Genomic DNA, 22787 nt, shown 5'->3' with positions numbered 1-22787 from the left:
AGTGAGCAGTCACGTGCGGCAGCAAATCGAATATCACATATCGTTTATCGCATATCGCATATCATCCGCTATGAATCGCACATCAAGACCCAACCGTTAAACCAAAATCTCAACCTACCCACCAACGTTACCTTTACCACATGAACCTACCCCTCTACCTGGCCCGGGGCGTCGCCAGGGGCGGCACGAAGTCCGTTAGCCGTACCATCATCGGTATCGCGGCCGCCGCCGTGGCGATATCCATGATCACGATGATCCTCGCTTCGGCACTCATCGCCGGATTTAAATCGGAAATCTCCGAAAAGATTTTCGGGTTCTGGGGCCACATTCACATCACGGCGGACGCGGCGAGCTACGGCATCTTCGACACCTATAACTACCCCATTTCCAACCACCAGGACTTCTACCCCAGTTTGCAGGAACTCGGCCCGGTAACGCTGCAGAGTTTCGGAACGGGGCTGGGCCTCAACGAAAGTGAGCCGCAAACCTCCGTCGGCGGCGTGCGTCACATCCAGCAATTCGTCGTGCTACCCGGCGTCGTTTCCGTGTACCCCGAGGGGGAACGCCTACCGACCCAGGAAGCCCTGATCCTGAAGGGAATCGCGGCGGACTACGACTGGCCAACCTTCGGAAAGTACCTCGTGGCGGGCGAAGAACTGATCGTCGGGCCCGACTCCCTCAACCGCGGCATCGTTATCAGTAGCATTACCGCCACCCGGCTCGAACTCGACCTGGGCGACCGGATGGATTTCGCCTTCATCGGTCAGAACGGCCAGGACCGGACGCGGGCCTTCGAAGTGACCGGCATCTACAAAACCGGGCTGGAGGAGTTCGACCGGCAGTTCGCGCTCGTCGACATGCGCCACCCGCAGTCGTTACTCGGCTGGGAGGAAGACCAGATCGGCGGCTTCGAGGTCGTGCTCGACGACATCGGTGACCTGGACATTTTCACCGACTACATACACTACAACACCCTGCCGCAGGATCTTTACGCCGACAGCATCCGCAATAAAATCAGTGAGTTATTCAACTGGTTGGACATTCAGGATTACAACTGGGCGATCATCCTGATTCTGATGATCATCGTGGCGATCATCAACATGGTGACGGCGCTACTGATCCTCATTTTGGAGCGGACGAACATGATCGGTACCCTCAAGGCGCTGGGTCAGAGCAACTGGGGCATCCGCAAAATCTTTCTGTACTACGCCGGCTTCATCGTCTTCGTCGGGTTGCTGATCGGCAACGTCGTCGGGCTCTTCCTTTGCTGGGTCCAGGCTACTTTTGGCGTGGTCCACCTCGACGAAGAAAGCTACTACCTCTCGGTGGCGCCCATCCAGATCGACTGGACGACGCTCGCCTGGCTGAACGTAGGCACGTTCGTGGTTACGCTGCTGTTCCTAATTGTGCCGTCGATTCTCGTCACGCAGGTCGATCCGGTGAAGGCGATTCGCTTTAAGTAAGCTAGTTGGAAGCCGCGACGATCTTGGCTTCCAGTACCCCTTCGGCCTCGAGCATTTTAAATTCTTCCAGTTCCTCACACCTTAACAAGGCGTCAATATTTTTGTCGTAAAAAGCCATTACGTCCTTTACCGCCGCATAGTTTACCGCACCTTCGTTACCGTCTTCGTTGAGGATAGTGTGCTTCGCGTGGGCTGCCATGAACATGACAAAGCATTCGGTGCAATTCCTGAAAGGAACGATGTCCCGACCGATGGGAGTATTCAGCGTGAAAGTACCGGTGAGCCATTCCAACACGAACACCTGGGCCCTTAGTCGTTTTGGGGGAATCTGGTCCATAGATGTTTCCAGTAGGTAGTTAACCGCGGCGACCACATTATCGTGCTGGGCGCTGTAATCAGAGTCTTGCTCGTAGATGACGCCTTGTGGTACCTCGTATTCCTGAGCGTGCAGGATAACGGAGATTAGTGCGAGCAGTAGGATTGTGAGGAGACGCATAAGAGTCTTTGGTTAAGTGTGTTTATGATAACGCGGGCGCGGTCGCAGGTGAAAATAGGTGGGTGAAGAGCAAAAATTCGTTAAGGATATAGTAAATACCGTTGCCGATCGGACCGGTAGTCCGCCAGGTCGTCCGCCCACGTCGCGCGGATTTGGGCGGGGGTGGCACCGGCGGAGATGGCTTTACGCAGTTCGTCCGTCCCGGCTAGAAGGTCGAAGAAGTCCGGCCGGGTAAAGAAGGTAATGCCCTGGTCGGTTAGGTCCCGGTGAGCATTGGTTAGGTATTCCAGGTTGAGCTGGGTCAGGTTTTGTAGCTGCCCGATGGATAGCTGGGTCAGGTCTTCGCCCCGGCAGAGTTGTCCCTCTAACTTTGGGCTGCTGCTACCCGGGCCGGGCGTGGGGGTGAAGCGAATGTTGCCGTACGAAAGACTGGGGTGGCCGTAGAGTTGGAACTGTTTCATCGTCCCCCGGCCAACGCTGAGGGCGGTGCCTTCGAAGAAACACAGGTGCGGGTACAGGTAGATACTGCGCTGGTTCGGTAGATTGGGGCTCGGTGGGGTGGGTAATTCGTACACTTGGTCGTGCGCGTAGCCGAGCATGGGGATCACGGTTAGCTCAGTCTTTAACCCGTCGGCCAACCAATCTTCTCCGTTGGCCATCCGGGCGAACTCGCCAACCGTCAGTCCGTGCGCGACGGGGATGGGCGCAACCCCTACGAAGGAGGTAAAGGCTGACTTCAGTACCGGCCCGTCGATCAACTTTCCGTTCGGGTTGGGCCGGTCGAGGACCAACACTTCCTTCCCGTAGCGGGCGGCGGACTCCATCACGTACAGGAGGGTGGAGATGTAGGTGTAGAAACGCGCGCCGACGTCCTGCACGTCGAAGACGATCACGTCCACCCCCGCCAGGTCGGCGGCGGAAGGCTTCTTGTTTTTACCGTAGAGCGATTTGATGGGAAGGCCGGTGGCCACGTCGGTTCCGTTACTGATGGTAGCTCCGGCGTCCGCTTCGCCCCGGAAACCGTGCTCGGGGGCGAAAATGATTTTGACGTTTATTTCTTGATCGAGCAGGGCGTCCACCAGGTGCCGGTCACTTACGGTGGAGGTTTGGTTGACGACGAGGCCGACGCGTTTGCCGCGTAGCCCGGGCAGGTACCGGTTGAAATCGTACGCTGCCGGATGGGCAACTACCCGCGGCGCGAACGAGAGTTCGGGATTGCCCCCTACCCCAACGTTATTTTCCCCCACCCGGGGCGCGGATGGGGTTTGCGGTTCCTTTGCTGCTCCCGTATCTCTACTTTGCACCGGCGGCCGCGCCCCTTGCTCGGTTTCCACGGGAATGACGTTATTACTACAATTTGCGGTAAGTGAGAAAATTAAACTAAGAATAATTGCTACCTTGCCCATTGGGTGAAATATTGACTGAATCCGCGGTAAGTTCTGAATACTAAAGCTGCGGAATTGGATTTGCCACAAAAACACACAAAGTGCACAGCATAAGGCCACCATTTTTGTGTTTACGTGTTTTTGCGGCCCGATGAGCCCGTTTCAGTGATTCAGAAGTGCCATAAATGAAAAATAAAGAATACGCCATCATCGACGTCGAGACGACCGGTGGCCGCGCTAGCCGCGACCGCGTTACGGAAGTCGGAATTGTTATCTACGACGGCGAAAAGATCATCGACAGCTACCAAACGCTGGTCAACCCCGAAACACGCATCCCCGCCGGCATCATCCAGTTAACCGGCATCACGATGGAAATGGTCGCCGACGCACCGAAGTTCTGTGAGGTCGCCCGTAAGATCGTCGAGATAACCGAAGGCCGCATCTTCGTAGCGCACAACAGCCGGTTCGATTACGACTTCATCCGTGAGGAGTTCCGCCGGCTGGGCTTCACCTTCATGCGCAAACAACTCTGCACGGTCCGGTTGACGCGTAAGACGTACCCCGGCCTGCGGAGCTACAGCCTGGGCAACCTGACCAAGCACTTCGGCATCAAGCTCGACAACCACCACCGCGCTTTTGCCGACGCCATGGCTACCACCGAGCTCCTGAAGATGAACCTGATCGGCCCGGAGTGCAAACAGGAGATCAAGTCGATGGTCAATCAGGGCATCTCCGCTACGAAATTGCCCGATAACATTAAAATCGAGCAACTGCAAAGCTTACCGGAAGAATGTGGGGTGTACTACTTTCACGACACAACCGGTCGGGTGATTTACGTCGGCAAGAGCAAGAATATTCGCAGCCGCGCCGCCCAGCACTTTAACGACCGGACGGCAAAGGGCAAGATGATCGCCTCCCAGGTAGCTGACATTACCTTCGAACTGACCGGTTCCGAACTCGTCGCGCTACTCCACGAGAGTGAGGAAATCAAGCGGCTCCAGCCGCCCATCAACCGTACCTCCCGCCGGACAAAGTTCGCCTACGCCATCATCTCCAAAATAAGCCCGGGTGGCTATCGCTGCTTCGACATCGTAAAGAACACCGCCCAGATCAGGAAGGAGGAAGATATGATTAGCGAGTTCCCCACCCTTTCCCGCGCGAAGGGCCGGCTCAACTTCGTCCGTAAACACCTCAGCCTCTGCGGCATCCACACCAAACTAAGCAACGGCACGTCCGCTTGTTTCTATTTCCACCTCAAGCAGTGCCACGGCGCCTGCGTGGGCCAGGAAGCGCCGGAAGCGTACAACGAGCGCGCGGAAGCCGCTCGCCTGCACCTCCGGAACGTGTTTGATTACGATTTCCTCCTCTTCGACCGGGGGCGATCGCACGACGAAGAAGCGGCGATTCTGGTACAGGACGGTAAGTACCAGGGGTTCACGTACGTCAGCAAGGACGAAGCTCACGACATCGAGTCCATCGTGGACAGCGTGAAGTGTTTTGCCACGCACCCGGATACGGCACGCATCATTCAGTACCACGTGTCGCGCAACGGGGGGCGAATGGTCGATCTCGCCAGTGGGCGGCGGAAGAGTTTGGTTTGAATGGGGAACGTCAAGGTTTAGGCGTACCAACTACCGGGTCAGTACTTGGCAACGGCTTACCGAAATCCAACGGAGACCGACCAACAAAAAAGCCGGCCTCCCGCGTGGGAGACCGGCTTTCTGTTTGGACTGCACTAATATCACTTAGCGTTAGTCAATGCTTAGTTTTTCAGGAAACGGCGCGTAAGCTTGGTACGCTCACCGATTACCGTTACTTGGTAAACGCCACTAGCGAGGCTACCGAGGTCGAGGGTGCCGACATTGGCAACGTTACGTTCGATGACGCGACGGCCCATCTGGTCGGTTACTACCGCCTGGAAGGTACCCTCCGCATCACCAATGCGCAGATTGAGACTTTCGTTGGCGGGGTTGGGGAATACCTGAAGGGCTTCACCGGATACGTAATCAATACGAACGATCGGGCTGTAAGCGAATTGACCGTCGAAGTCTAGCTGCTTAAAGCGGTAAAAAGCCGCTCCCGTGAGGGGGGCCTCATCCCGAAAACCGTAGGTAGCGCCGCTTTGCTCTTTCGCCGTAGCGTTAACAAAACCGAGATCGACCCATTCGCTGGCGTCGCCGCTGCGCTCTATTTGAAAGCCTTCGTTACCACTTTCTGAAGCCGTCTCCCACTGAAGGTTGACACCCTTCTTCGTGGGCTCGCCCGTAAAGGACAGTAGCTCCACGGGAAGCTGACGACCCGCGATGGTACCAGTGAAATCTGGACTATTTCTTCTGGAGGTGTAGGAAAACTCGAAAGGCTGGTCGGTTACGGGGGTTCCAAACTCGATCACGATGGAAAACGGGGTATTTTGATCTAAATCGACCGGGGCGGAGCGATCAGTAGTTACTACTTGGTAAATCTCATAACCAGTAGGTGTAAGTTCGTAGATCACGACTCGGGACAGCGATCCATCGTTGAAACCGGAAAACCCGATTAAATTGGAGAGTGATCCAGTCGAATTACCGCATATCTCAAGGGTCGAGCCGGGTTGGTAAACTGGATTGGTCGCCGCAATGCTTCGAATCCGGTCGGGGAGAGTGTTGGTGAAGTCTGCCGTCGAGCAGGTTTGAGCGCGTAGGCTCGGGCTGCCCAGGCAGAATGCCAGGCAGATAAACAAGTAGAATTTGTTCAAAATAAAGTTGTTGTGTAAAAAAAAGTTGTTGTTGAAATGGCCGCAAATAAGGCTTTGAGGGCCGTCCGTACGGTTACCCATTAGATGATCTTAAGTTATCGATTGTTTGGTTTAAACCACACAATAATGTGTTAAAACTTTTAACAACACGGAGGTAGGGGATGATTTTCGGTAGGATTTTACCCGCGCGGGCGCTATCGCCAACCCGAACACGACTTACCTTCGCGCCCACTCAAAGTAAGCGCCCCATGATCCACCGTCGAGAAATCAGACCCCTCCTCCAACACCCCCCCACCGGCGAAACCGTTACCGTAATGGGCTGGGTCCGTGCCTGGCGGGGTAACCGGTTTATGGTGCTGGGTGATGGCTCGGGTCCGGAAACCCTGCAGATCGTCGTGAACGGAGAGGATTTTGACGAGGACACCATCCGCGCGATCGGCTTCCACGCCTGCGTTGGCGTGACGGGCGAACTCGTAGCTAGCCAGGGCAGCGGACAGTCGGTTGAGGTAATTGCAAAAGAAATTACCGTCTTCGGCGGGACTGACTTGAGCACCTACCCCCTCCAGGCGAAGAGCCAGACGATGGAGTTTTTGCGGGACAACGCTCAGTTCCGCATGCGGACGAACACGATGGCCGCCGTCTTCCGCCTGCGCCACGCACTTGCCTTCGCGGTCAATAAATATTTCAACGACCGAAATTTTTACTACCTCCACACGCCCATCATCACCGGTAACGACGCCGAAGGGGCCGGGGAGATGTTCCGGGTAACGACGCTCGACCCCCACGACCCGCCCCGCACGGAGGAAGGCACGGTTGATTACGGCCAGGACTTTTTCGGGAAGGGAACCCACCTCACCGTCTCCGGCCAGTTACAAGCGGAGATCGGTGCGCTAGCGATGGGAAAGGTTTATACGTTCGGCCCCACCTTCCGGGCCGAAAACAGCCACACGACGCGTCACTTGTCCGAATTCTGGATGATCGAGCCCGAAATCGCCTTCGCCGACATCGACAACGACATGGACCTGGCCGAGGACTTTTTGAAGTACCTCATCAACCACTGCCTGGACAACTACCGAGCGGACTTAGAGTTCCTCGACGAGCGCATTCAGCAGTCCGAAAAGAACCTGAAAGCGGACCTGCGCCGCCCCATGGGCCTGATCGAAATGCTGGAATTTACCGTCAAGGATGACTTCGCCCGCATCACTTACACCGAGGCCATCGACCTGATCCAGCGCTCCAAGCCCTACAAAAAGAAGAAATTTGAATTCCCCGTCGAGTGGGGCACCGATCTCCAGGCCGAGCACGAACGCTGGTTGGTGGAAAAGCACTTTAAAAAGCCGGTCATCGTACGCGATTACCCAAAAGACTTCAAGGCCTTTTACATGCGGCTGAACGACGACAACAAGACCGTGGCCGCCATGGATATTCTCTTTCCCTTCATCGGTGAAATGGTGGGCGGCTCGCAGCGGGAAGAGCGGGAGGACGTTCTACGCCAGCGTATGCAGGAGATGGACGTCCACGAAGATGCCCTGGCTTGGTACTTACAGTTGCGTACGTTCGGCGGTTGCCCGCACGCTGGCTTCGGGTTGGGCTTCGAACGGATGGTCATGTTCGTGACCGGCATGGGGAATATTCGCGACGTGATTCCTTTCCCACGGGCGCCTAAGTCGGCGGACTTCTAGTTTTTGCTTAGGTTTACCGCATGGACAAGCAGCCCGTGTTAACAATCGTCGCCGGTGCGAACGGGAGTGGGAAGACTACTTTTGCCGTTCCGTACACGAAGCAGTATGGAATACAGTTCATCAATGCGGACGCGCTTACCAAGCAATTCGAAAGCCGGGGCGAGCCGAACGCTATGATGAAGGGTGGGCGAGCGTTTTTTCGCCTGCTGGATCAAGCCTTAACGAAGCTGGAGGACGTATGCATCGAGACGACGTTATCCGGTACGTATACTACCAAAGTGGTTACTAGGGCACAGAAATCAGGTTACGAAGTCCAAATGATCTACATATTTCTCGACAACGCGCAAATGTGTGTGGATCGAGTAACGCTACGGGTAAAAAAAGGCGGACACCACGTTCCCATCGACGATATCACCCGACGTTATTATCGGAGCATCGCTAATTTTCGCGACAACTTTATCAAAGTCGCCGACGTATGGTTTTTATACTATAACGGACTTGAAAGGCACACCTTAATTGCCCAGAAAGGAGCGAATGGCATCGACATAATCGACGCTGCTAAATACGATTACTTACAAAATATAGAAACGGATGTCTCAAATTGAAGTAACACAGCAGGCGATGGAAATGCAAAAGATAGCGAATGAAGCCGCCGCTAACGCACGGGATGAAAATCGTCGTTTAGGCCTCGCCAGTCCTCTTTTCTTGGGTGGTAAAATACAATTCGAGTTACCGGACGGAACCATCACTGACCAGCGGCCAGCGAACCTGATTCCGCAAGACGAACCGGCTCATTCGGTCTAATTTAACAGCAGATTACCATCAATGATAATAGGAACCCGCGGCTCCCGCCTAGCCCTCTGGCAAGCCCACTACGTACAGGCCCAACTCAAAGAAATCGGCATCACTTCCGAGCTCAACGTCATCAAGACGCAGGGCGATAAAATCCAACACTTGACCTTTGACAAACTCGAGGGCAAAGGATTTTTCACTAAGGAAATTGAAGACAAACTACTGGCCGGCGAGATCGACATCGCCGTGCACAGCCTCAAGGACATGCCAACCGACCAGGTAGAAGGGCTCACTTTCGCCGCCCTCTCCTACCGCGCCTCGGTCAACGACGTGATCCTGATCCATAAAGAAAGAGCCGTAGCCGGTAAGCCCTTCCAACTGGCGGACGGCGCGACGATCGGTACTAGCTCCAACCGCCGGAAGGCGCAGCTCGTCGATTTACACCCGGGGCTGGTGCCCGTCGATATTCGCGGCAACGTACCGACGCGGCTGAACAAGGCGCGGACCGGTGAGATGGACGCCGTCATGCTCGCCGCCGCCGGCCTGGAACGCCTCGAACTAGATTTATCCGACCTGGTCGTCGTTCGCCCCAGCCCACGGGAGTTCGTGCCCGCACCGGGCCAGGGCGTCATGGCCATCCAGACGCGCAAAGACGATCTGGAAACCCGTAAGAAGCTAGCGCCCCTCCACAACGTCACCGTCGGCGAGTGCACCAACGTCGAACGCACCGTGCTCAACATGATGGATGGCGGTTGCTCCCTGCCACTCGGTGTTTACTGCGAGCAGGACCAGTTGGGCAACTACCACGTTTGGGCGGCCTACGCCAGCGCGGCGGATGCGCCCGTCAAACGCGTACAAATTAGCCGGAGCACGCGCGCGGGGCTCCCCGAGGCGATCGTGGAATCGTTACTGGGGTAGTTTTATTCCAGTGAAGGGAAAAAGATTTCGGCCAGTTCCCCCATCCTGCTCCTTGCCCGTATTACTTGGCACCCGCGACTACGCCCGACTGCTAAAATATACGCGCATTTTGCGCGGCCGTAGATGCCGTGAAATACGGAAGTGCGCTCATCCCAACGTCGCTACCTTGGCCTTAAACATTCTGGCCGCCGTCGTATAGCCGCCCTCCGTTCCGTCCACGAAATGAATGTGCTTGTCCTTCCGATCCTGCACGTAACAGGACATGACCGAGGCGTGCGTCACGTGGATGCCGTAGTGGATGGCCCCGGTCGCCTCTAACTCGTCGAGAAAGGCCACGAGCCGCTCGTTTTCCGAGGCCGTCCCGGAAATAACGCAATTGAACGTCCCGTCCATCATCAGGGTCGAGGATAGCTGGCTAACCTGCCGCAGATAGCGCTGGCCGGATTCGAAGTACTTAAAATACGACATCCCGGCCGCCGTGATCAACCAGTTTTTGAGCAGGTAGCCGAGTTTGAATTTTCCGGTGCGGGCGTACATTTCTTTCCTGATTTTCTGGATCGTCGCGTCCAGTTTCAACCGACGTGTGCTGATCGGCTGGCGTTGCTCGTAGCTGCCGTAGAGCTCGTTGATTTTCGCGAGTACTTTTTGGTACGTCAAGGCCTGGATCGCTTCGTCGTCGCATTCGGCGACGAGGCAAACGATGCGCTCCTCGTCCTCCGGCGGGCTGATTTCCTGCCAGCGGCATTCCACCCCGGTGAGGTCCACCAGCGGGCCGTTCGGGCGGGCGGTCGTCTCGTCGATAAAAAACCCTTTGATGATCCGCTCGGCGTCCTTCAGCCCCGTACCGAGGACGACTGGAATCACCAAGTGGGCGTTCACCCCGAACTTCATAATCCGAATCTGTCGTCCTCCGGCGTACACCTCCGCGACCTTACGCCGCCCGACGCGCAGGGTCAGGAACATGGTTTCCCGGACGTGGTGGCGGTAGTTTTCGAGGACCTCGATCACCCGGTCGACGTAGGGACCCGGCACAAGAAAAGTGGTACCATCCCCGCCAAAAAAATAGGGTATGTTTATCTTCTCGTCAATCTCCGTGAGCTTGTTCATGACGGCGGCGATGCTTCCGGTGGCCGCTAGGTTTACTTCGTGGTGCAGACCGTTTTTGACGGCCTGGGTAGATTTTTCAATGTCGACCAGCACCACGTACCAACTGGCGGGCACCGGTTGGAAGAGCGAGTCGATCGTGATGAGGTGCTGGAGCACGCCCGTGCGGACGGACAAATATTTGTAAAACCCCACGTTACCGACGGTACTAGCTTCTGGAGGCGAGTTGGCCTGCTGGTTATTCACGTCCGCCGTGTCGCGTTTGAGGTTATACAGGCTTTCGGCGATGTTGGCGTTTGCGCGTTCCAGGGCTGCTTTGGCGTCTTCCAGCTCGTTCACCAGCGGTTCGATGCGGGCCCGCAGACCGGCGAGGCTAATGATGAGCAGGATTACGGCAAGAAGAAGCAGGCCGACCAACGCGAATTTTCCAATGTCGTAGGCGCGCTTGCGCGTTAGTAGAAGTTCGTCTTCGGCACGCAGCACCTTGGCGGAGACAACCCTGATTTCCTGCATCAGTCGGTTGCCTTTATTTTCTCGAAGAATGGACAAGGCACGACTGGTCTGACCGGATGCAATCAAGGCAATTTTCTCTTCGATTTCGGCAAACTTCAGTCTCGCCAAGCTATCGATGTGGTTTACGCGGGCTACTTGCTGGTCGTTATCCGCAACCATTTGTCGCAAATCGGAGATAGCGTCGTCGTAAGCCAATCTGCTCGTGCGGTAGGGTTGGAGGAAGGCTTCATCTTCCGTTAGCAAATATCCCCGCTGGCCGGTTTCGGCGTTTTGCAGGCAGCCCAGGACTTCCTGAGTATCCACCTTCACGGCCAGCGTATGCGTGAGCCAATTCACGGACTGATTAGTCTTTACGTAAGCAAAAACAGCCAGCAGGGAGATCACGACCACGGCGGCAATGGCGTACTCGATCTTGCGAATTTCCTGGCTTTTGGGCATAAGGTTAAGTAATGGATGACTTCCGAACGGAACGGCTGGCTGGCACTCGTTGTGCGGGAGGCACTAACTACCGAAGAAACAAAGATGGGCTAACTATACCTTCATTTCATGCAATGATGATATAGCATCATTATCACAAGATGGGCACGTACGTAAATACCTGTAAGTCAACATTTTAAATACGTGGCACAGTTGTTGTAAGGTTACCCGGTACTGACGCACGTTAAAATCACCACCATGCTCTTCTCTCCTTACTCCGCTACGACCTCTTCCGCTTTTGCGCTCTTAATTAACGACGTTCGTGAAGCATTTACGAGAAAGTCACGCGTGGCGGTTGAGGCGGCAGTCACGACGAAGCAGCCTTCCGCATTCGACCTGCTCGACGAACTGCCCCAAACGCAAAGGGCCGCCTACTTGCTCTACCTGCAGGGTTATGAAATCAGTGAGATTTCCGACCGCCTGCGTTGCTCCGAAAAAATTGCCAAGCGCAGCGTTCACACCGCTCGCTTCCAACTGATTAAGCACGGCCACCGCGCCGCCGCTTAGACCACGTTCACACTGGCTGGCGAACGTTTCGCTCCGCCACTTCACTTACCTATCTTAAACTATACACCATGTTACGTTACGCACTTATTTTCTTCGTTGTTGCCCTCATCGCTGGCGTTCTTGGGTTCGGCGGATTCGCCGGTGCCATGGCCGGTATCGCGGAGATCTTGTTCTACATCTTCCTCGTCCTGCTCGTCATTAGCCTCGTCTCGGGCCTGCTGAAGAAAGCCTAAGCGATCCAGCAAGAAATTTAGGCAGCGCCGCCGTCAGACTTTGGTCCGGCGGCGGCGCTTGTCTTTTGGGAGAAGGAGCGTGGTCGCTCTGACTAAGCGTGGGATGGGTGCGGAGTTTACGGTAAAGCGCAAGGGGTTTTCGGTATTGTCCGGGAGGCAGGAAATTAGCCGAGCCGTCCCACCCACCCGCCGTACCTTCGCCGGTCACCAACACCTTTGCCCCATTCCCATTTTTGCCACCACGACTTTAGCCGGCCTCGAAGAATACCTCGTCGCCGAAATCGAACAGCTCGGCGGCACCCGCGTCGAAGCCGGCCGCCGGGTCGTGTACTGCGAAGGGGACAAAACGTTTCGCTACAAAGCCAACCTCCACCTGCGCACGGGCATCCGTGTCCTGGAAGAAGTAGGTTACTTTCAAGCGAACGACGAGCGGGAACTTTACGCGGGCCTGAAAAAAATCGACTGGTCCCCCTGGATGGAACCGACCGGCAACCTCTGGATCACCGCCGTTACTCAGTCTGATCGCTTCCGCAATGGCGTGTACCTCACCCAGCTGTTTAAGGATGCCGTCGTCGATCAGTTCCGGGAGCGGACGGGCGAGCGACCCAACGTCAATAAGGACGATGCGGACCTGTACCTGCACCTCCACGTGGACCGGGAGAACTACGTGTCCGCCTCCCTCAACTCCTCCGGCGATGGACTCCACCGCCGGGGCTACCGTAGGCGCACGGGCGGGGCGCCGCTCAACGAAGTCCTGGCCGCCGGGCTACTGACCATTGCCGGGTTCGACGGTGAGCGCCCCTTCGTGGACCCCATGTGCGGCTCGGGCACCATCGTCGCCGAAGCCGCCATGATCGCCGCCCACCAGGCGCCGGGCCTGAACCGGGAGTTTGCTTTTCAGCGCTGGCCCGACTTTGACGCCGACCTCTGGTCGTCCCTCCGCCAGGCAGCGCTCGACGCCATCCGGACACCCCCCTACCCCATCATCGGCTCCGACGTGGACGAACTAACCGTCAACCTAGCCGAAGTCACGCTCAGCCGCACGGGCCTCCGGCCGGACGTAGAACTCTGCGCATACCCCTTCGCCCTGCTCCCCCCGATAGCCATCGGGGCCGCGCCCATTTCCGAAGAAAACGGTGGCGTGATGATCATGAATCCGCCCTACGAAGAGCGGCTCAAAACGGGCGACATCGAGACGTTCTACAGCGAGATCGGCGACACCCTCAAGCAAAACTGGAAGGGCTATACGGCCTGGATTATTTCCGGCAACATGGATGCCATCAAATCCGTCGGCCTGAGGACGACCGTCAAAATTCCACTGATGAACGGCCCGATCGAGGTGCGCTACTGCCGCTATGACCTGTATAAAGGAAGCAAAGGCTAAACCGTGGTTTTCTCGTCGATCATCTTCCTGTTTTACTTTCTGCCCGTTTTCCTGGTGGTGTACACGTTGGCGCCAGAGCGCTGGAAAAATGCGGTGATTCTAACGTTTTCCGTGTTTTTCTACGCCTGGGGCGCGCCGGTGTTCGTGTTCGTCCTGCTGGCTTCCACGATCATTGATTTTTACTTGGTGCGCAGCCTGCACCGGGCGGCAACCAATCGTGGCCGCAAGGTGCGATTGTTACTAAGCCTAAGCTTGAATCTGGGCTTACTCGCTTACTTCAAATACGCTAACTTCTTCGTCGAGAACCTGAACGCAGCCCTACTTTCAGCGGGGGTAGATGCGGTGGGCTGGACGGCCGTAGCCCTCCCGATCGGCATCAGTTTCTACACCTTCCAGACGCTGACGTATTCCATCGACGTTTACCGCCGGCAACTCGAGCCCCTGGACCGGTTGGCGGATTATCTGTTGTTCATCATGTCCTTCCCGCAGATGATTGCCGGGCCGATCGTCCGGTTCCGGGAAGTGGCGGCACAGTTGCGGGAGCGGCAATCGACTTACGAGGACAAGCTGCTCGGTTTCCACCGTTTCTGCCTCGGTTTGGCCAAAAAAGTCTTCATCGCCAACGTGCTGGGTGCGAAGGCGGACGAGATTTACGCCCTCGACTTCACCACGCTCGACGCACCGACGGCGTGGCTCGGTGCGGTTGCTTACGCCGGGCAGATCTACTTTGACTTTGCCGGTTATTCGGACATGGCGATCGGCCTGGGCCGGATGATGGGCTTCCGGTTCCCTGAGAATTTTAACAGCCCCTACGTCGCCACGAGCATTAGTGATTTCTGGCGGCGCTGGCACATCACGCTCGGGCGTTGGATGCGGGACTATCTCTACATCCCACTGGGTGGAAACCGGGTGGGCTCCCGCTTTCGGCTTTATTTCAATTTGTGGGTCGTGTTTCTGCTGTCCGGCTTGTGGCACGGCGCATCGTGGAACTTCGTGATCTGGGGCGCTTTTCACGGCTTCTTCCTGGTGCTCGACCGGCTCTTTTTGTTGCGTTGGCTCGGTAAGGTCGGCCGCCTTCCCGCCGTCATATTCACCTGTTTCGTGGTCATCATCGGCTGGGTATTTTTTCGGTTGGAGACGCTGGGGGAGGCCACTGAATATTTATCGGCCATGTTCCGGTGGGATTTTGCCCTCCCGGTAGCAAGCCCTAAGCTGTGGTTAACACTCGCGGTTAGTTTACTAGCTTCGTGGGGTGTGCTCTCCGCCCCCGGGCGGTGGGTTGAGGCGCGATTGTACCCCACGGCGGTGAGTTCGACGGGTACCGCGGTGGTGTACTTGACTTTGGGCTTACTGGTCTACTTACTGTCCGCCGCGGTCATCACGAGCCAGGGGTTCAATCCATTCATCTATTTCCGGTTCTAGTTGCTGAACGCTGCGTTCTTCCGGTCTATCTTCAGCATGTATTTAGCGACGTCATCCAGGACGTAGTCGATAGTCTGCGCCTGCTGCGCAGCCATGTCCTTAATCAGGTTAAACCACTCTTCGTCCCCACGGATCTCTTCAATTTTAGCTAAGATATCGGCTTGCGCAAACGGCCCCTGACTGTTTTCCAGCAGTGCTTCCGCCGTCGCCCCGAAAAACAGGGAACCCATGCCGTGGTAATGGCTGTCCGTTTCGAAAATGACGATCATATCGTAACTCAGCAGATCGTCCGGGAGGGAAATTTGGCTGATGTTGCCGATATCCTTTAATCCGCGGTGAACGCTTTTAAAATAGTAGTAAAAGTCGCCGCCGCCGAAGAACCGTTCGCTGAAGTACTCGCCGTAGTAAAGATCCCAGTAGAAACTGTCGCCGATGACGAGCACTTTCGGCTGTTCTCTTTCCGCGTGGCCGACGTGCCAGACGGGATAGGCCAGTGGGTACCCAGAGGGTTCGAACGGGAGATTCATGCCCCGGAAAAGATCCGCCTCGCGGCCCCGTTGCTCGGCGCTGACTTCGATTGAATCGATCACGATTTCCGGAAGTTTACGGTCGAGCGCACCCTCGACGTAGTGCAGCAAACTGTCCACGGCCAGCAATTGTCCGTAGGTCGTCCAGTGAATGCCTTGCCGGGAGAAGAGGGGGTACGGGGTGGTGTCCTTCATTTCCCGGAACCAGGCGCTGAAGTTTAGGTGGGGGATGTTGCGCTGTCGCAGGATGCCGAGTAAAGCGGTTTCGGAAGCCAGGTTGGTGGGGCGGCTCGCGTAGGGCTCCGGATGGAACTCCGGGAAGTACGCGCCCTTGCCCGGGGCCATCACGAACAGCAACTCGATGCCACGAGCGTTCAGGCTGTCGTGCACGAACGAGAACTCCCGCCCCATCCGATCCCAATCTTCCGCCGGGCGTGCGTCGCCCCCGGTGGCGGCTTCCAGGTAAGTGTCCTCGTAGAGGTAGCCGTCTTTACCCCGCACAACGGCGCGGGCGGTGATTTCACCAAAGATCGCATAGTTCTTCCCGTTATTAACCCGCACCAGGTCGTTGCGGAACCCGACGTGCTCGCGCAGCCACGCAGACGCGCCAGACTGGTACGAACCCTCGAACCAGTTACTAATCGACCATTCCGGTCCACCGACGGGCGTATGACCAACGAGCACACCACCTACGCTCCCGGTGAACACCAGGGGAAGCATCAGCAAAACCAGCAAGATTATCCAGGAAGCGCGCACCCCGTAAAGATGCCAATATTAAACGAATCTACCGCTTGCGGGCTCCGTTGCCGATAAGGCCGAAATCCAGCAGCGCCGCCACGACTAAACCGACCGTCTGCACCGACCCCGGGAAGTAAGTTTCCGAGATACCGTACCACAGCACCGTGAGGGGCATGAACAGAAAGCCTAATACGGGCCAGAGCACGCCGTCGAAAGCCGTTTTCCACCATCCCGTAAACAAGTACAGCACGACGATGATCAAGCGGGGAAAGAAGTAACCGAGTAGCAGAGCGAGGAGCGGCATAGGAATAATATTTTTCTTCGAACGCCGACGTCGATTGAATGTGCGAATTAGCCGCAGTGGGTTCCGTCACACCCTCATACGACCGTGACCACCACATCGTTTGGCATGCGACCGGCACCTCAGTTTATTTACGATGGCTGAGGCGGACCGTTAACAAACTTTATCTTGTAAAAGATAATCTCGCAAAACATTTGATATTCCAGTATATGGTGATACCTTGCCGGCACGGAGGTTGCAAACCTTCACATTTAGTACGCCTTTCTTAGAGACCTATCGCCCTTAGAGGCCATTCAAACCAACATCCATACATCCCTATACATAGTTGGCCCGCGCGGTTCGCGGAATTAATTCGTACCGACGTCAAATGACGTAGGCGCTGAATTAGTGGCTCAGACCGCGGGGAATTCCAACGCACAAACAATTATAGCTCGGGGCAAACCGTGCTTGCAAAGGTCGAAAGTCCGCGTGGATTTCCCATCCGTCGACGGCGCTGACGACAGACCTTTAACGGTCACGGTTATGCGCCATAACCATCACTTTTTTTTACAACAAATCAATTATGCAAACCAAGTTATTCACCGCCGCCGTTTGCGGCCTATTCGCCTTCAGCAGTTGTGTTGAGGATACCCAAACACTCGCACCACAGGCCGAAGACTTCTCCGTTTCCTTCATCGAAGACGTTGATGAGACGGGGCACACCGATCTTACCGCTACTCCATTCGACGACGCCCTGAGTCAGCACGCCGCAGCGGCTTCCGAGAACTACCATGACGCCGAGCGCGTCACCGTCGAACGACCCGACGGTACCGTAGAGACGCTTTACCGAGTGGGCGGCGACATCGACCTCACCAAATCCCAGCTGGAAGAACTCCGGGGGATGGACGACGCGCTCCTCAAGCAGTACCGCACGAACAACCTCGTCACCAAGCAGACCATCAACGTAGTGGGCTACACTGGTGGCACCTTCGCGCTGACCTCCAAGATGCAAACCGCCCTCCAGTGGACCGTTAACAACTACAACGCCCTGAACATCAACAAGACGTTCAACCTCCGGTTTGCCGCTAGCACCAACGGCGACATTGTCGTCTACCGCCAGCCCAACAACGACGGTGCGGGTGGCATAGCGGGCTTCCCCTCCGGTGGCCGCCCCTTTAAGTACGTTCAGATTTACACCGGCATGGACCAGTACGATACGAACACCAACGAACACGTAATCACGCACGAGATCGGTCACTGCATGGGTCTGCGTCACACGGACTACGCTACCCGCCAGTCCTGCAACCAGAGCGGCGAGGGTGCCGGTCGTGACGGTGCCGTTTACATTCCCGGCACGCCACGGGGTTTTGACGCTAACTCCGTCATGCTGGCCTGTTTCAGCGCCAACGAAGACGGTGAGTTCGGTCAGTTCGACCGGGTTGCGCTGGAGACCATCTACTAAGCTGCCTCAGTAGTTAACTGATTTAGCGAGACGCTTGCCTGAGCCCACTTTCGGATTATCCCGGGGGTGGGCTTTTGCTTGCGTGCTGGTTCCGGTTTCGCTCCGCCCCGATCAAGTCGGGGAGGAAGGAAGGGAGGGAGGGGGGATTCACAAGACAGAAGAAGAATGACGAGGCTACCAACCGTCACGTGCTGGTCGCTTTGAGTTACGGGAGTGCGCGTGCTTTGATCCACTGAATTACGAAGTGCACACTACGCAACATGCCTGGAACCGCGGGTGAGCACAGGATGGCAAATACTTTGCTAAGCTTCAATCAATTCCCGCGCGTTCGTCAGCGCCGAATCACTCGGTGGGTTCTGACTCAGCATGACGGCGATCGAACGGACGCGTTCCTCCTGATTCAGTTCCCGCACCCTGGTGATTGTCCGGTCGACGCCAGCCTTATCTTGCTTATAGACGAAGTAGTGCCGATCCGCGCGGCTGGCGACTTGGGGGCTGTGGGTAATGACGACGACCTGGTGGTGCTTAGCCAGTTCGGTAAGAATGAGCCCCATCTTTTGGGCCACGTCGCCGGAGACGCCGGAGTCGATTTCGTCAAAGATCAGCGTGGGTAAATTCATGGCCGAGGCCACGAGTGACTTGGTCACCAACGCCAAACGCGACATCTCGCCACCCGAGGCGGCATCCTTGATGGTTTGTAGGCGGCTACCCTTGTTGGCACTGAACATAAACTGTACCTCATCAAGGCCATAAGGACCGGGCTCCTTGAGCTCGGAAAATTCAACAACCAGACGGGCATTCTCCATACTCAGATCGGCGAGTTGTGACTTGATGCGTTTGCTGAACCCAGGAGCTACTTTTTGGCGGCCCTTGCGGAGCGCAGCCCCCAATTTTTGCAGATCGGCCGTAACCTTTACTTGCTCTTTTTCGAGGCGCTTAATGTCACCGTCCAGGTTAGCGAAGTGCCCGAGCTTGCCGGAAAGGTCTTCGTAGATTTCCAGTAGCTCCTCAACTGTCTTGACAGCGTGTTTGCCCTGCAGGCGGTAGAGCATGTTGAGCCGCTCATCGATTTCCTCCAGGCGGGCGGGGTTGGCTTCGGTGTCTTCGCCGAAGGCTTCCAGATCGGCGGCAATTTCGTCGAGCTCGAGGCGGAGGGATTCGAAACGATCGTTAAGGGCGGTCAGGTGCTTATCGCCCGCGGCGAGGGCGGACAGCTTAATGCCAATGGTACCGAGTTGGTCCGAGACGGCGTTCTCGCCTTCGTTAAGGTAGTGGAAAATACCGGTGGTGAGTTGCTTGATCTCGTCGGCGTTGGCCAGGCGGTGTTGCTCGCTTTCGAGCTCGTCCTGCTCGCCGGCGACGAGGGCGGCTTCTTCGAATTCATTCACCTGGAACTCGAGAAACTCCTGCTCGCGGCGCGCCGTGGCTTGCTCCTCGTGCAGTCGCTTGAGATCGCGGCGGGCACGTTGTAGCTTTTGGTAGAGGACGCCGTACTGCTCCACCGCTTCCCGCTGGTCGGCCAGTGCGTCGAGCAGCTCGAGTTGGAAGGTGGGGTTGTTGATGTATAAGGTATCGAACTGTTGGTGGAGATCGATCAGGGTGTTGCCGAGCTCTTGAAGCAACTTGAGGTTAGCGGGAGTGTCGTTGACGAAGGCGCGGCTTTTTCCGGAAGGGGTGATCTCGCGGCGGATAATCAGTTCGTCGTCGTAATCGAGGTCGTTTTCTTCGAAGAAACCCTGGAGGTGGTAGTTACCAATCGAAAAACGCCCCTCGATGATGCACTTTTGGGAGGAGTCGAAAAGTGTTTTCGAGTTCGTGCGGCCGCCCAGGATGAGGCTGAGCGCACCGAGGACGATCGACTTACCCGCCCCCGTCTCGCCGGTGATAATGCTGAGCCCCTGGGCAAAATCCAGCTGCAATTCTTCGATGATCGCGTAGTTCTGGATCTGTAGCCGCTGTATCATAAGTTGTTTTGTTGGAACCGCGCAAATTTACAAACGATCCGCACCAAAATTGCTTTTTCCCGTCAAAATCCCCATTTACGCGGCGCGGCTACCTAGCTTTGCGGAAGCGACCGCTCGTCGCACCAGCCCAGTACCCCCGTGGGCACTTGTTTACCCCAACCCTAAGTTCTTTATCGTCCGCCAATGCGTTACCTAATTCTCCTTGCCCTTCCCCTTTTTCTCTGCACCTGCGACAGCGCCGAATCCGACAACTGGCCCGCACTGAACCTGGGAAAATACAACGTCCCCGTCACCATCATGGCCCCCGACAGCGCCAAAGTGACCTCCAAAACGATGGCCGGCGTCATGCACGACGTGACGATCAAAAGCCTGGCGGACGGTTACAACATCCAGGTGCTCGCCAGCCGCGCGGAGACCAACGACATGGCCCGCCTGAAGTCCGCGGAACTCGAGAACGTCCGCGAACACCGCTACTTCAGCCGCGTCGTGCGCGAAGAGCCCAACGGCTTCGTGTTCGAGAATAAAATCGACACCAGCGCCCTGTACGGTTTCCGCTACATCATTTACCAGGGCGACCAGGAATTCGTGTTTCAGAACGGTCTGAGCGGCCGATTTTCCGAAGCACAGGTCGAGGCCATGTACGCGGCGGTAAAGCAAGAAAAATAATGCAGATTTCCCTAATTCTCAAAGGCATGGCCATGGGCTTCGCCGAGGCCATCCCCGGCGTTAGTGGCGGCACGATTGCCTTCATTACCGGCATCTACGCGCGGTTGCTGTCCGCCATCGGTAACATCCTCGGGCCCAGCGTGATTGCAGCCTTTCGCAAGGAAGGGATCTCCGGCGCCTGGCGGGCGGCGGACGGGGGGTTTATCCTGCAACTCGGCGGCGGCATGGTGATTGGTTTGGGGCTGGCGATCGTCACGATTACGAAATTAATTGAGGCCTATCCACCGGTCGTATGGGCCTTCTTTTTCGGGCTCATTATCAGTTCGGCCATCTACGTGGCCAAACAAATTGACCGTTGGAACGCGGTGAACGTAGGGCTGCTGGTGGCCGGTAGCGTGATTGCTTTCATCCTTACGACCATCAATCCGTTGGGCGGCAGCACGAATTTATTCCTGGTTTTCCTGTCGGGTGCCATCGCCATTTCGGCCTTAATTCTACCGGGTATTTCCGGCTCGTTTATTCTGCTGATCCTGGGCATGTACACGGTGGTGTTTAGCGCGGTGAAAGAAGCCGCGAAGCTCGACCCGGACGCACTGGCCATTATGGCGACGTTTGCGCTCGGTTGCCTGGTTGGGCTCGCGCTATTCAGCCGAGTGCTGAGCTATACTTTCAAAACTTATCCGAACCAGACCCTGGCGATCCTTACCGGTTTTATGCTGGGCTCACTCAATAAATTATGGCCGTGGCGGAACGCCGTTTCTTACCGCACGAATAGCGCTGGCGAGCGAGTTCCCCTGATGGAGGAAGGTGTATTGCCGATCAATTACCTGGAGGGAGACACCTTCGTCGCGGGCGTAATCATTGCCTTTCTGCTGGGCCTAGCCGTGGTTTTCGCACTGGATTACTTTACGCCCGCGGAGGACGAGATCGACGTGATCGAGGAAGTCTTGTGAGATTACCAATTTAGCTCCGCGGGTACGCGGTCGTCCCGAATGAGTACGGGATTAGTTGCCGCGGTCGCGGGTGCAAGGTTGCTGGGTGAAGAGCGAGGCGGTGAACACCTACCACCAAGCCGGCCTTTGGTAATTACCGGTGGCTGATGTACACCCACCGGCCCGGTAAAAGCTCCGAACATGACACACACCTACGGCCTGATCGGCTACCCCCTTTCCAACACTTTTTCCCGCAAGTTCTTTAACGACTACTTCGCCGAGGAAAAATTAGATGCCACGCACCAGTACCTCAACTTCGAGATGAAGTCGGTCACCGAATACAACGACCTGAAAGACCGCTACCCCAATCTACGGGGCTGCAACGTGACCATCCCCCACAAACAAACGATCATGCCGTTGTTGACGCGCCTCGACGGAGCCGCCAAACGCATCGGCGCGGTGAACTGCGTTAAAATCGAAGCGGATGGCACGAGCACCGGCTACAACACGGATTACATCGGATTCCGGAACGACCTGCTGGAAAAGCTCGAAGCTGCCGACTGGACGCAAAAAGCCTTCGGCCTGGAAAGCAACGGAGCCAACTTGCTGGTCGCGCTCAAAAAGGCCAATGCCCTGGTGCTCGGTACCGGCGGTGCCTCCCTGGGCGTTGTCGAGGCATTGCGTAGCCTCGGCGTTCACGTCAGCCTGGCCAGCCGGACGGCGGGTGAGGGCAAGATGGCCTATTCGGAATTGATGGAACCGCACGTCCGCAAGAACCTACTGATCATCAACACGACGCCACTCGGGATGGCACCGCGGATCGAAACCCTGCCGGACATCCCCTACGACGGCATTACCGGACAGCACTTTTGCTACGACGTCGTGTACAACCCAGCCGAAACGGCTTTTCTACGGACGGCAAAGTCACGCGGCGCCGGCGTGGCTAACGGTATCGGAATGCTCCACAAACAGGCTATGGTGGGGTGGGAGATCTGGAACAGCGAAACACCGGCGGAGCAGTAACCGGCCGCCGTTAATTTCAGCCGGACAACTTCTTGTTTCCACTTACCGAAGGTGCAACAAATAGTTTGCCGCCGTGTATATTTGT

At 56.4% G+C, this 22787-nt stretch carries 21 protein-coding genes; 14 read left to right on the top strand and 7 right to left on the bottom strand.

Features of this window, described 5'->3' with window-relative positions; all coding sequences use genetic code 11:
* Window positions 1-140: 140 nt before the first annotated feature.
* A complete protein-coding gene (locus tag GGR27_RS12035; protein WP_168037696.1) occupies window positions 141-1463 on the top strand; it encodes an ABC transporter permease in 1323 nt (440 codons plus the stop codon).
* A gap of 1 nt (window position 1464) precedes the next feature.
* On the opposite strand, the gene GGR27_RS12030 is transcribed toward GGR27_RS12035, so the two are convergent.
* Together GGR27_RS12030 and GGR27_RS12025 are read right to left on the bottom strand one after the other, a co-directional pair.
* The gene (locus GGR27_RS12030) at window positions 1465-1959 is read right to left on the bottom strand and encodes a hypothetical protein (protein WP_168037695.1); all 495 of its coding nucleotides are present in this window, start codon (window positions 1957-1959) and stop codon (window positions 1465-1467) included.
* 80 nt (window positions 1960-2039) lie between these two features.
* Window positions 2040-3293 carry an exo-beta-N-acetylmuramidase NamZ family protein gene (locus tag GGR27_RS12025; RefSeq protein WP_320060354.1) on the bottom strand — a complete coding sequence of 418 codons (1254 nt, stop codon included), beginning with the start codon at window positions 3291-3293 and terminating at the stop codon, window positions 2040-2042.
* A gap of 236 nt (window positions 3294-3529) precedes the next feature.
* On the opposite strand from GGR27_RS12025, the gene GGR27_RS12020 reads away from it, so the two are divergent.
* Complete coding sequence (locus GGR27_RS12020) at window positions 3530-4945, top strand: exonuclease domain-containing protein (RefSeq protein ID WP_168037693.1); 1416 nt, start codon at window positions 3530-3532, stop codon at window positions 4943-4945.
* A gap of 161 nt (window positions 4946-5106) precedes the next feature.
* Here GGR27_RS12020 and GGR27_RS12015 read toward each other — a convergent pair whose 3' ends face one another.
* On the bottom strand, window positions 5107-6078 hold the full coding sequence (locus tag GGR27_RS12015) for a T9SS type A sorting domain-containing protein (RefSeq protein ID WP_168037692.1): 972 nt from the start codon (window positions 6076-6078) through the stop codon (window positions 5107-5109).
* A 248-nt stretch (window positions 6079-6326) separates the two neighbouring features.
* Here GGR27_RS12015 and asnS point away from each other — a divergent pair, with 248 nt between their 5' ends.
* Genes asnS through hemC form a run of 4 tightly spaced genes read left to right on the top strand, consistent with a single transcriptional unit; the run spans window position 6327 to window position 9470 of the window.
* Window positions 6327-7760 (top strand): asparagine--tRNA ligase, encoded by a 1434-nt coding sequence (asnS, locus tag GGR27_RS12010; RefSeq protein ID WP_168037691.1) that lies wholly within the window; start codon window positions 6327-6329, stop codon window positions 7758-7760.
* Window positions 7761-7780: 20 nt separating this feature from the next.
* Window positions 7781-8365, top strand: a complete 585-nt coding sequence (locus GGR27_RS12005; protein ID WP_168037690.1) for a zeta toxin family protein — start codon at window positions 7781-7783, stop codon at window positions 8363-8365.
* On the top strand, window positions 8352-8564 hold the full coding sequence (locus tag GGR27_RS12000) for a hypothetical protein (protein WP_168037689.1): 213 nt from the start codon (window positions 8352-8354) through the stop codon (window positions 8562-8564). Before GGR27_RS12005 ends, GGR27_RS12000 begins: the two co-directional genes overlap by 14 nt.
* Before the next feature lie 21 nt (window positions 8565-8585).
* Window positions 8586-9470 (top strand): hydroxymethylbilane synthase, encoded by an 885-nt coding sequence (gene hemC / locus GGR27_RS11995; RefSeq protein ID WP_168037688.1) that lies wholly within the window; start codon window positions 8586-8588, stop codon window positions 9468-9470.
* 147 nt (window positions 9471-9617) lie between these two features.
* Here hemC and GGR27_RS11990 read toward each other — a convergent pair whose 3' ends face one another.
* Window positions 9618-11525, bottom strand: coding sequence for a DUF3095 family protein (locus GGR27_RS11990; RefSeq protein ID WP_245184624.1), 1908 nt, complete (start codon window positions 11523-11525; stop codon window positions 9618-9620).
* A 237-nt stretch (window positions 11526-11762) separates the two neighbouring features.
* Between GGR27_RS11990 and GGR27_RS11985 the strand changes: the two genes are divergently transcribed.
* The 4 genes from GGR27_RS11985 to GGR27_RS11970 all read left to right on the top strand — a co-directional run bounded on the left by GGR27_RS11985 (window position 11763) and on the right by GGR27_RS11970 (window position 15110).
* Entirely contained in the window at window positions 11763-12071 is a 309-nt protein-coding gene (locus GGR27_RS11985) for a sigma factor-like helix-turn-helix DNA-binding protein (protein ID WP_168037687.1), read from the top strand.
* Between the two features lie 68 nt (window positions 12072-12139).
* Window positions 12140-12304, top strand: coding sequence for a DUF1328 domain-containing protein (locus GGR27_RS11980; RefSeq protein ID WP_168037686.1), 165 nt, complete (start codon window positions 12140-12142; stop codon window positions 12302-12304).
* 79 nt (window positions 12305-12383) lie between these two features.
* Complete coding sequence (locus GGR27_RS11975) at window positions 12384-13688, top strand: THUMP domain-containing class I SAM-dependent RNA methyltransferase (RefSeq protein WP_168037685.1); 1305 nt, start codon at window positions 12384-12386, stop codon at window positions 13686-13688.
* Between the two features lie 3 nt (window positions 13689-13691).
* Window positions 13692-15110, top strand: a complete 1419-nt coding sequence (locus GGR27_RS11970; protein ID WP_168037684.1) for an MBOAT family O-acyltransferase — start codon at window positions 13692-13694, stop codon at window positions 15108-15110.
* Here the strand turns inward: GGR27_RS11970 and GGR27_RS11965 are convergent.
* Window positions 15107-16357 carry an alginate O-acetyltransferase AlgX-related protein gene (locus tag GGR27_RS11965; protein WP_245184651.1) on the bottom strand — a complete coding sequence of 417 codons (1251 nt, stop codon included), beginning with the start codon at window positions 16355-16357 and terminating at the stop codon, window positions 15107-15109. The genes GGR27_RS11970 and GGR27_RS11965 overlap by 4 nt on opposite strands.
* Window positions 16358-16421: 64 nt before the next feature.
* The gene (locus GGR27_RS11960; RefSeq protein ID WP_168037682.1) at window positions 16422-16679 is read right to left on the bottom strand and encodes a hypothetical protein; all 258 of its coding nucleotides are present in this window, start codon (window positions 16677-16679) and stop codon (window positions 16422-16424) included.
* 559 nt (window positions 16680-17238) lie between these two features.
* Here GGR27_RS11960 and GGR27_RS11955 point away from each other — a divergent pair.
* Window positions 17239-18117: a M57 family metalloprotease gene (locus GGR27_RS11955; RefSeq protein WP_168037681.1), complete on the top strand. Its 879-nt coding sequence runs from the start codon at window positions 17239-17241 to the stop codon at window positions 18115-18117.
* Window positions 18118-18419: 302 nt separating this feature from the next.
* On the opposite strand, the gene recN is transcribed toward GGR27_RS11955, so the two are convergent.
* Window positions 18420-20081, bottom strand: a complete 1662-nt coding sequence (recN, locus tag GGR27_RS11950; protein ID WP_168037680.1) for a DNA repair protein RecN — start codon at window positions 20079-20081, stop codon at window positions 18420-18422.
* Window positions 20082-20264: 183 nt separating this feature from the next.
* On the opposite strand from recN, the gene GGR27_RS11945 reads away from it, so the two are divergent.
* From GGR27_RS11945 to GGR27_RS11935, 3 genes are all read left to right on the top strand, one after another.
* Complete coding sequence (locus tag GGR27_RS11945; RefSeq protein ID WP_168037679.1) at window positions 20265-20747, top strand: hypothetical protein; 483 nt, start codon at window positions 20265-20267, stop codon at window positions 20745-20747.
* Window positions 20747-21700, top strand: coding sequence for a DUF368 domain-containing protein (locus tag GGR27_RS11940; RefSeq protein ID WP_209037924.1), 954 nt, complete (start codon window positions 20747-20749; stop codon window positions 21698-21700). Before GGR27_RS11945 ends, GGR27_RS11940 begins: the two co-directional genes overlap by 1 nt.
* Before the next feature lie 180 nt (window positions 21701-21880).
* Window positions 21881-22702, top strand: coding sequence for a shikimate dehydrogenase family protein (locus GGR27_RS11935; protein WP_168037678.1), 822 nt, complete (start codon window positions 21881-21883; stop codon window positions 22700-22702).
* The last annotated feature ends 85 nt before the right edge of the window (window positions 22703-22787 follow it).

The organism is Neolewinella antarctica (assembly GCF_011927835.1).
Lineage (GTDB): Bacteria > Bacteroidota > Bacteroidia > Chitinophagales > Saprospiraceae > Neolewinella > Neolewinella antarctica.
The sequence above is the reverse complement of the archived record's forward strand: the minus strand, read 5'-3'. Positions and strand labels throughout refer to the sequence as shown.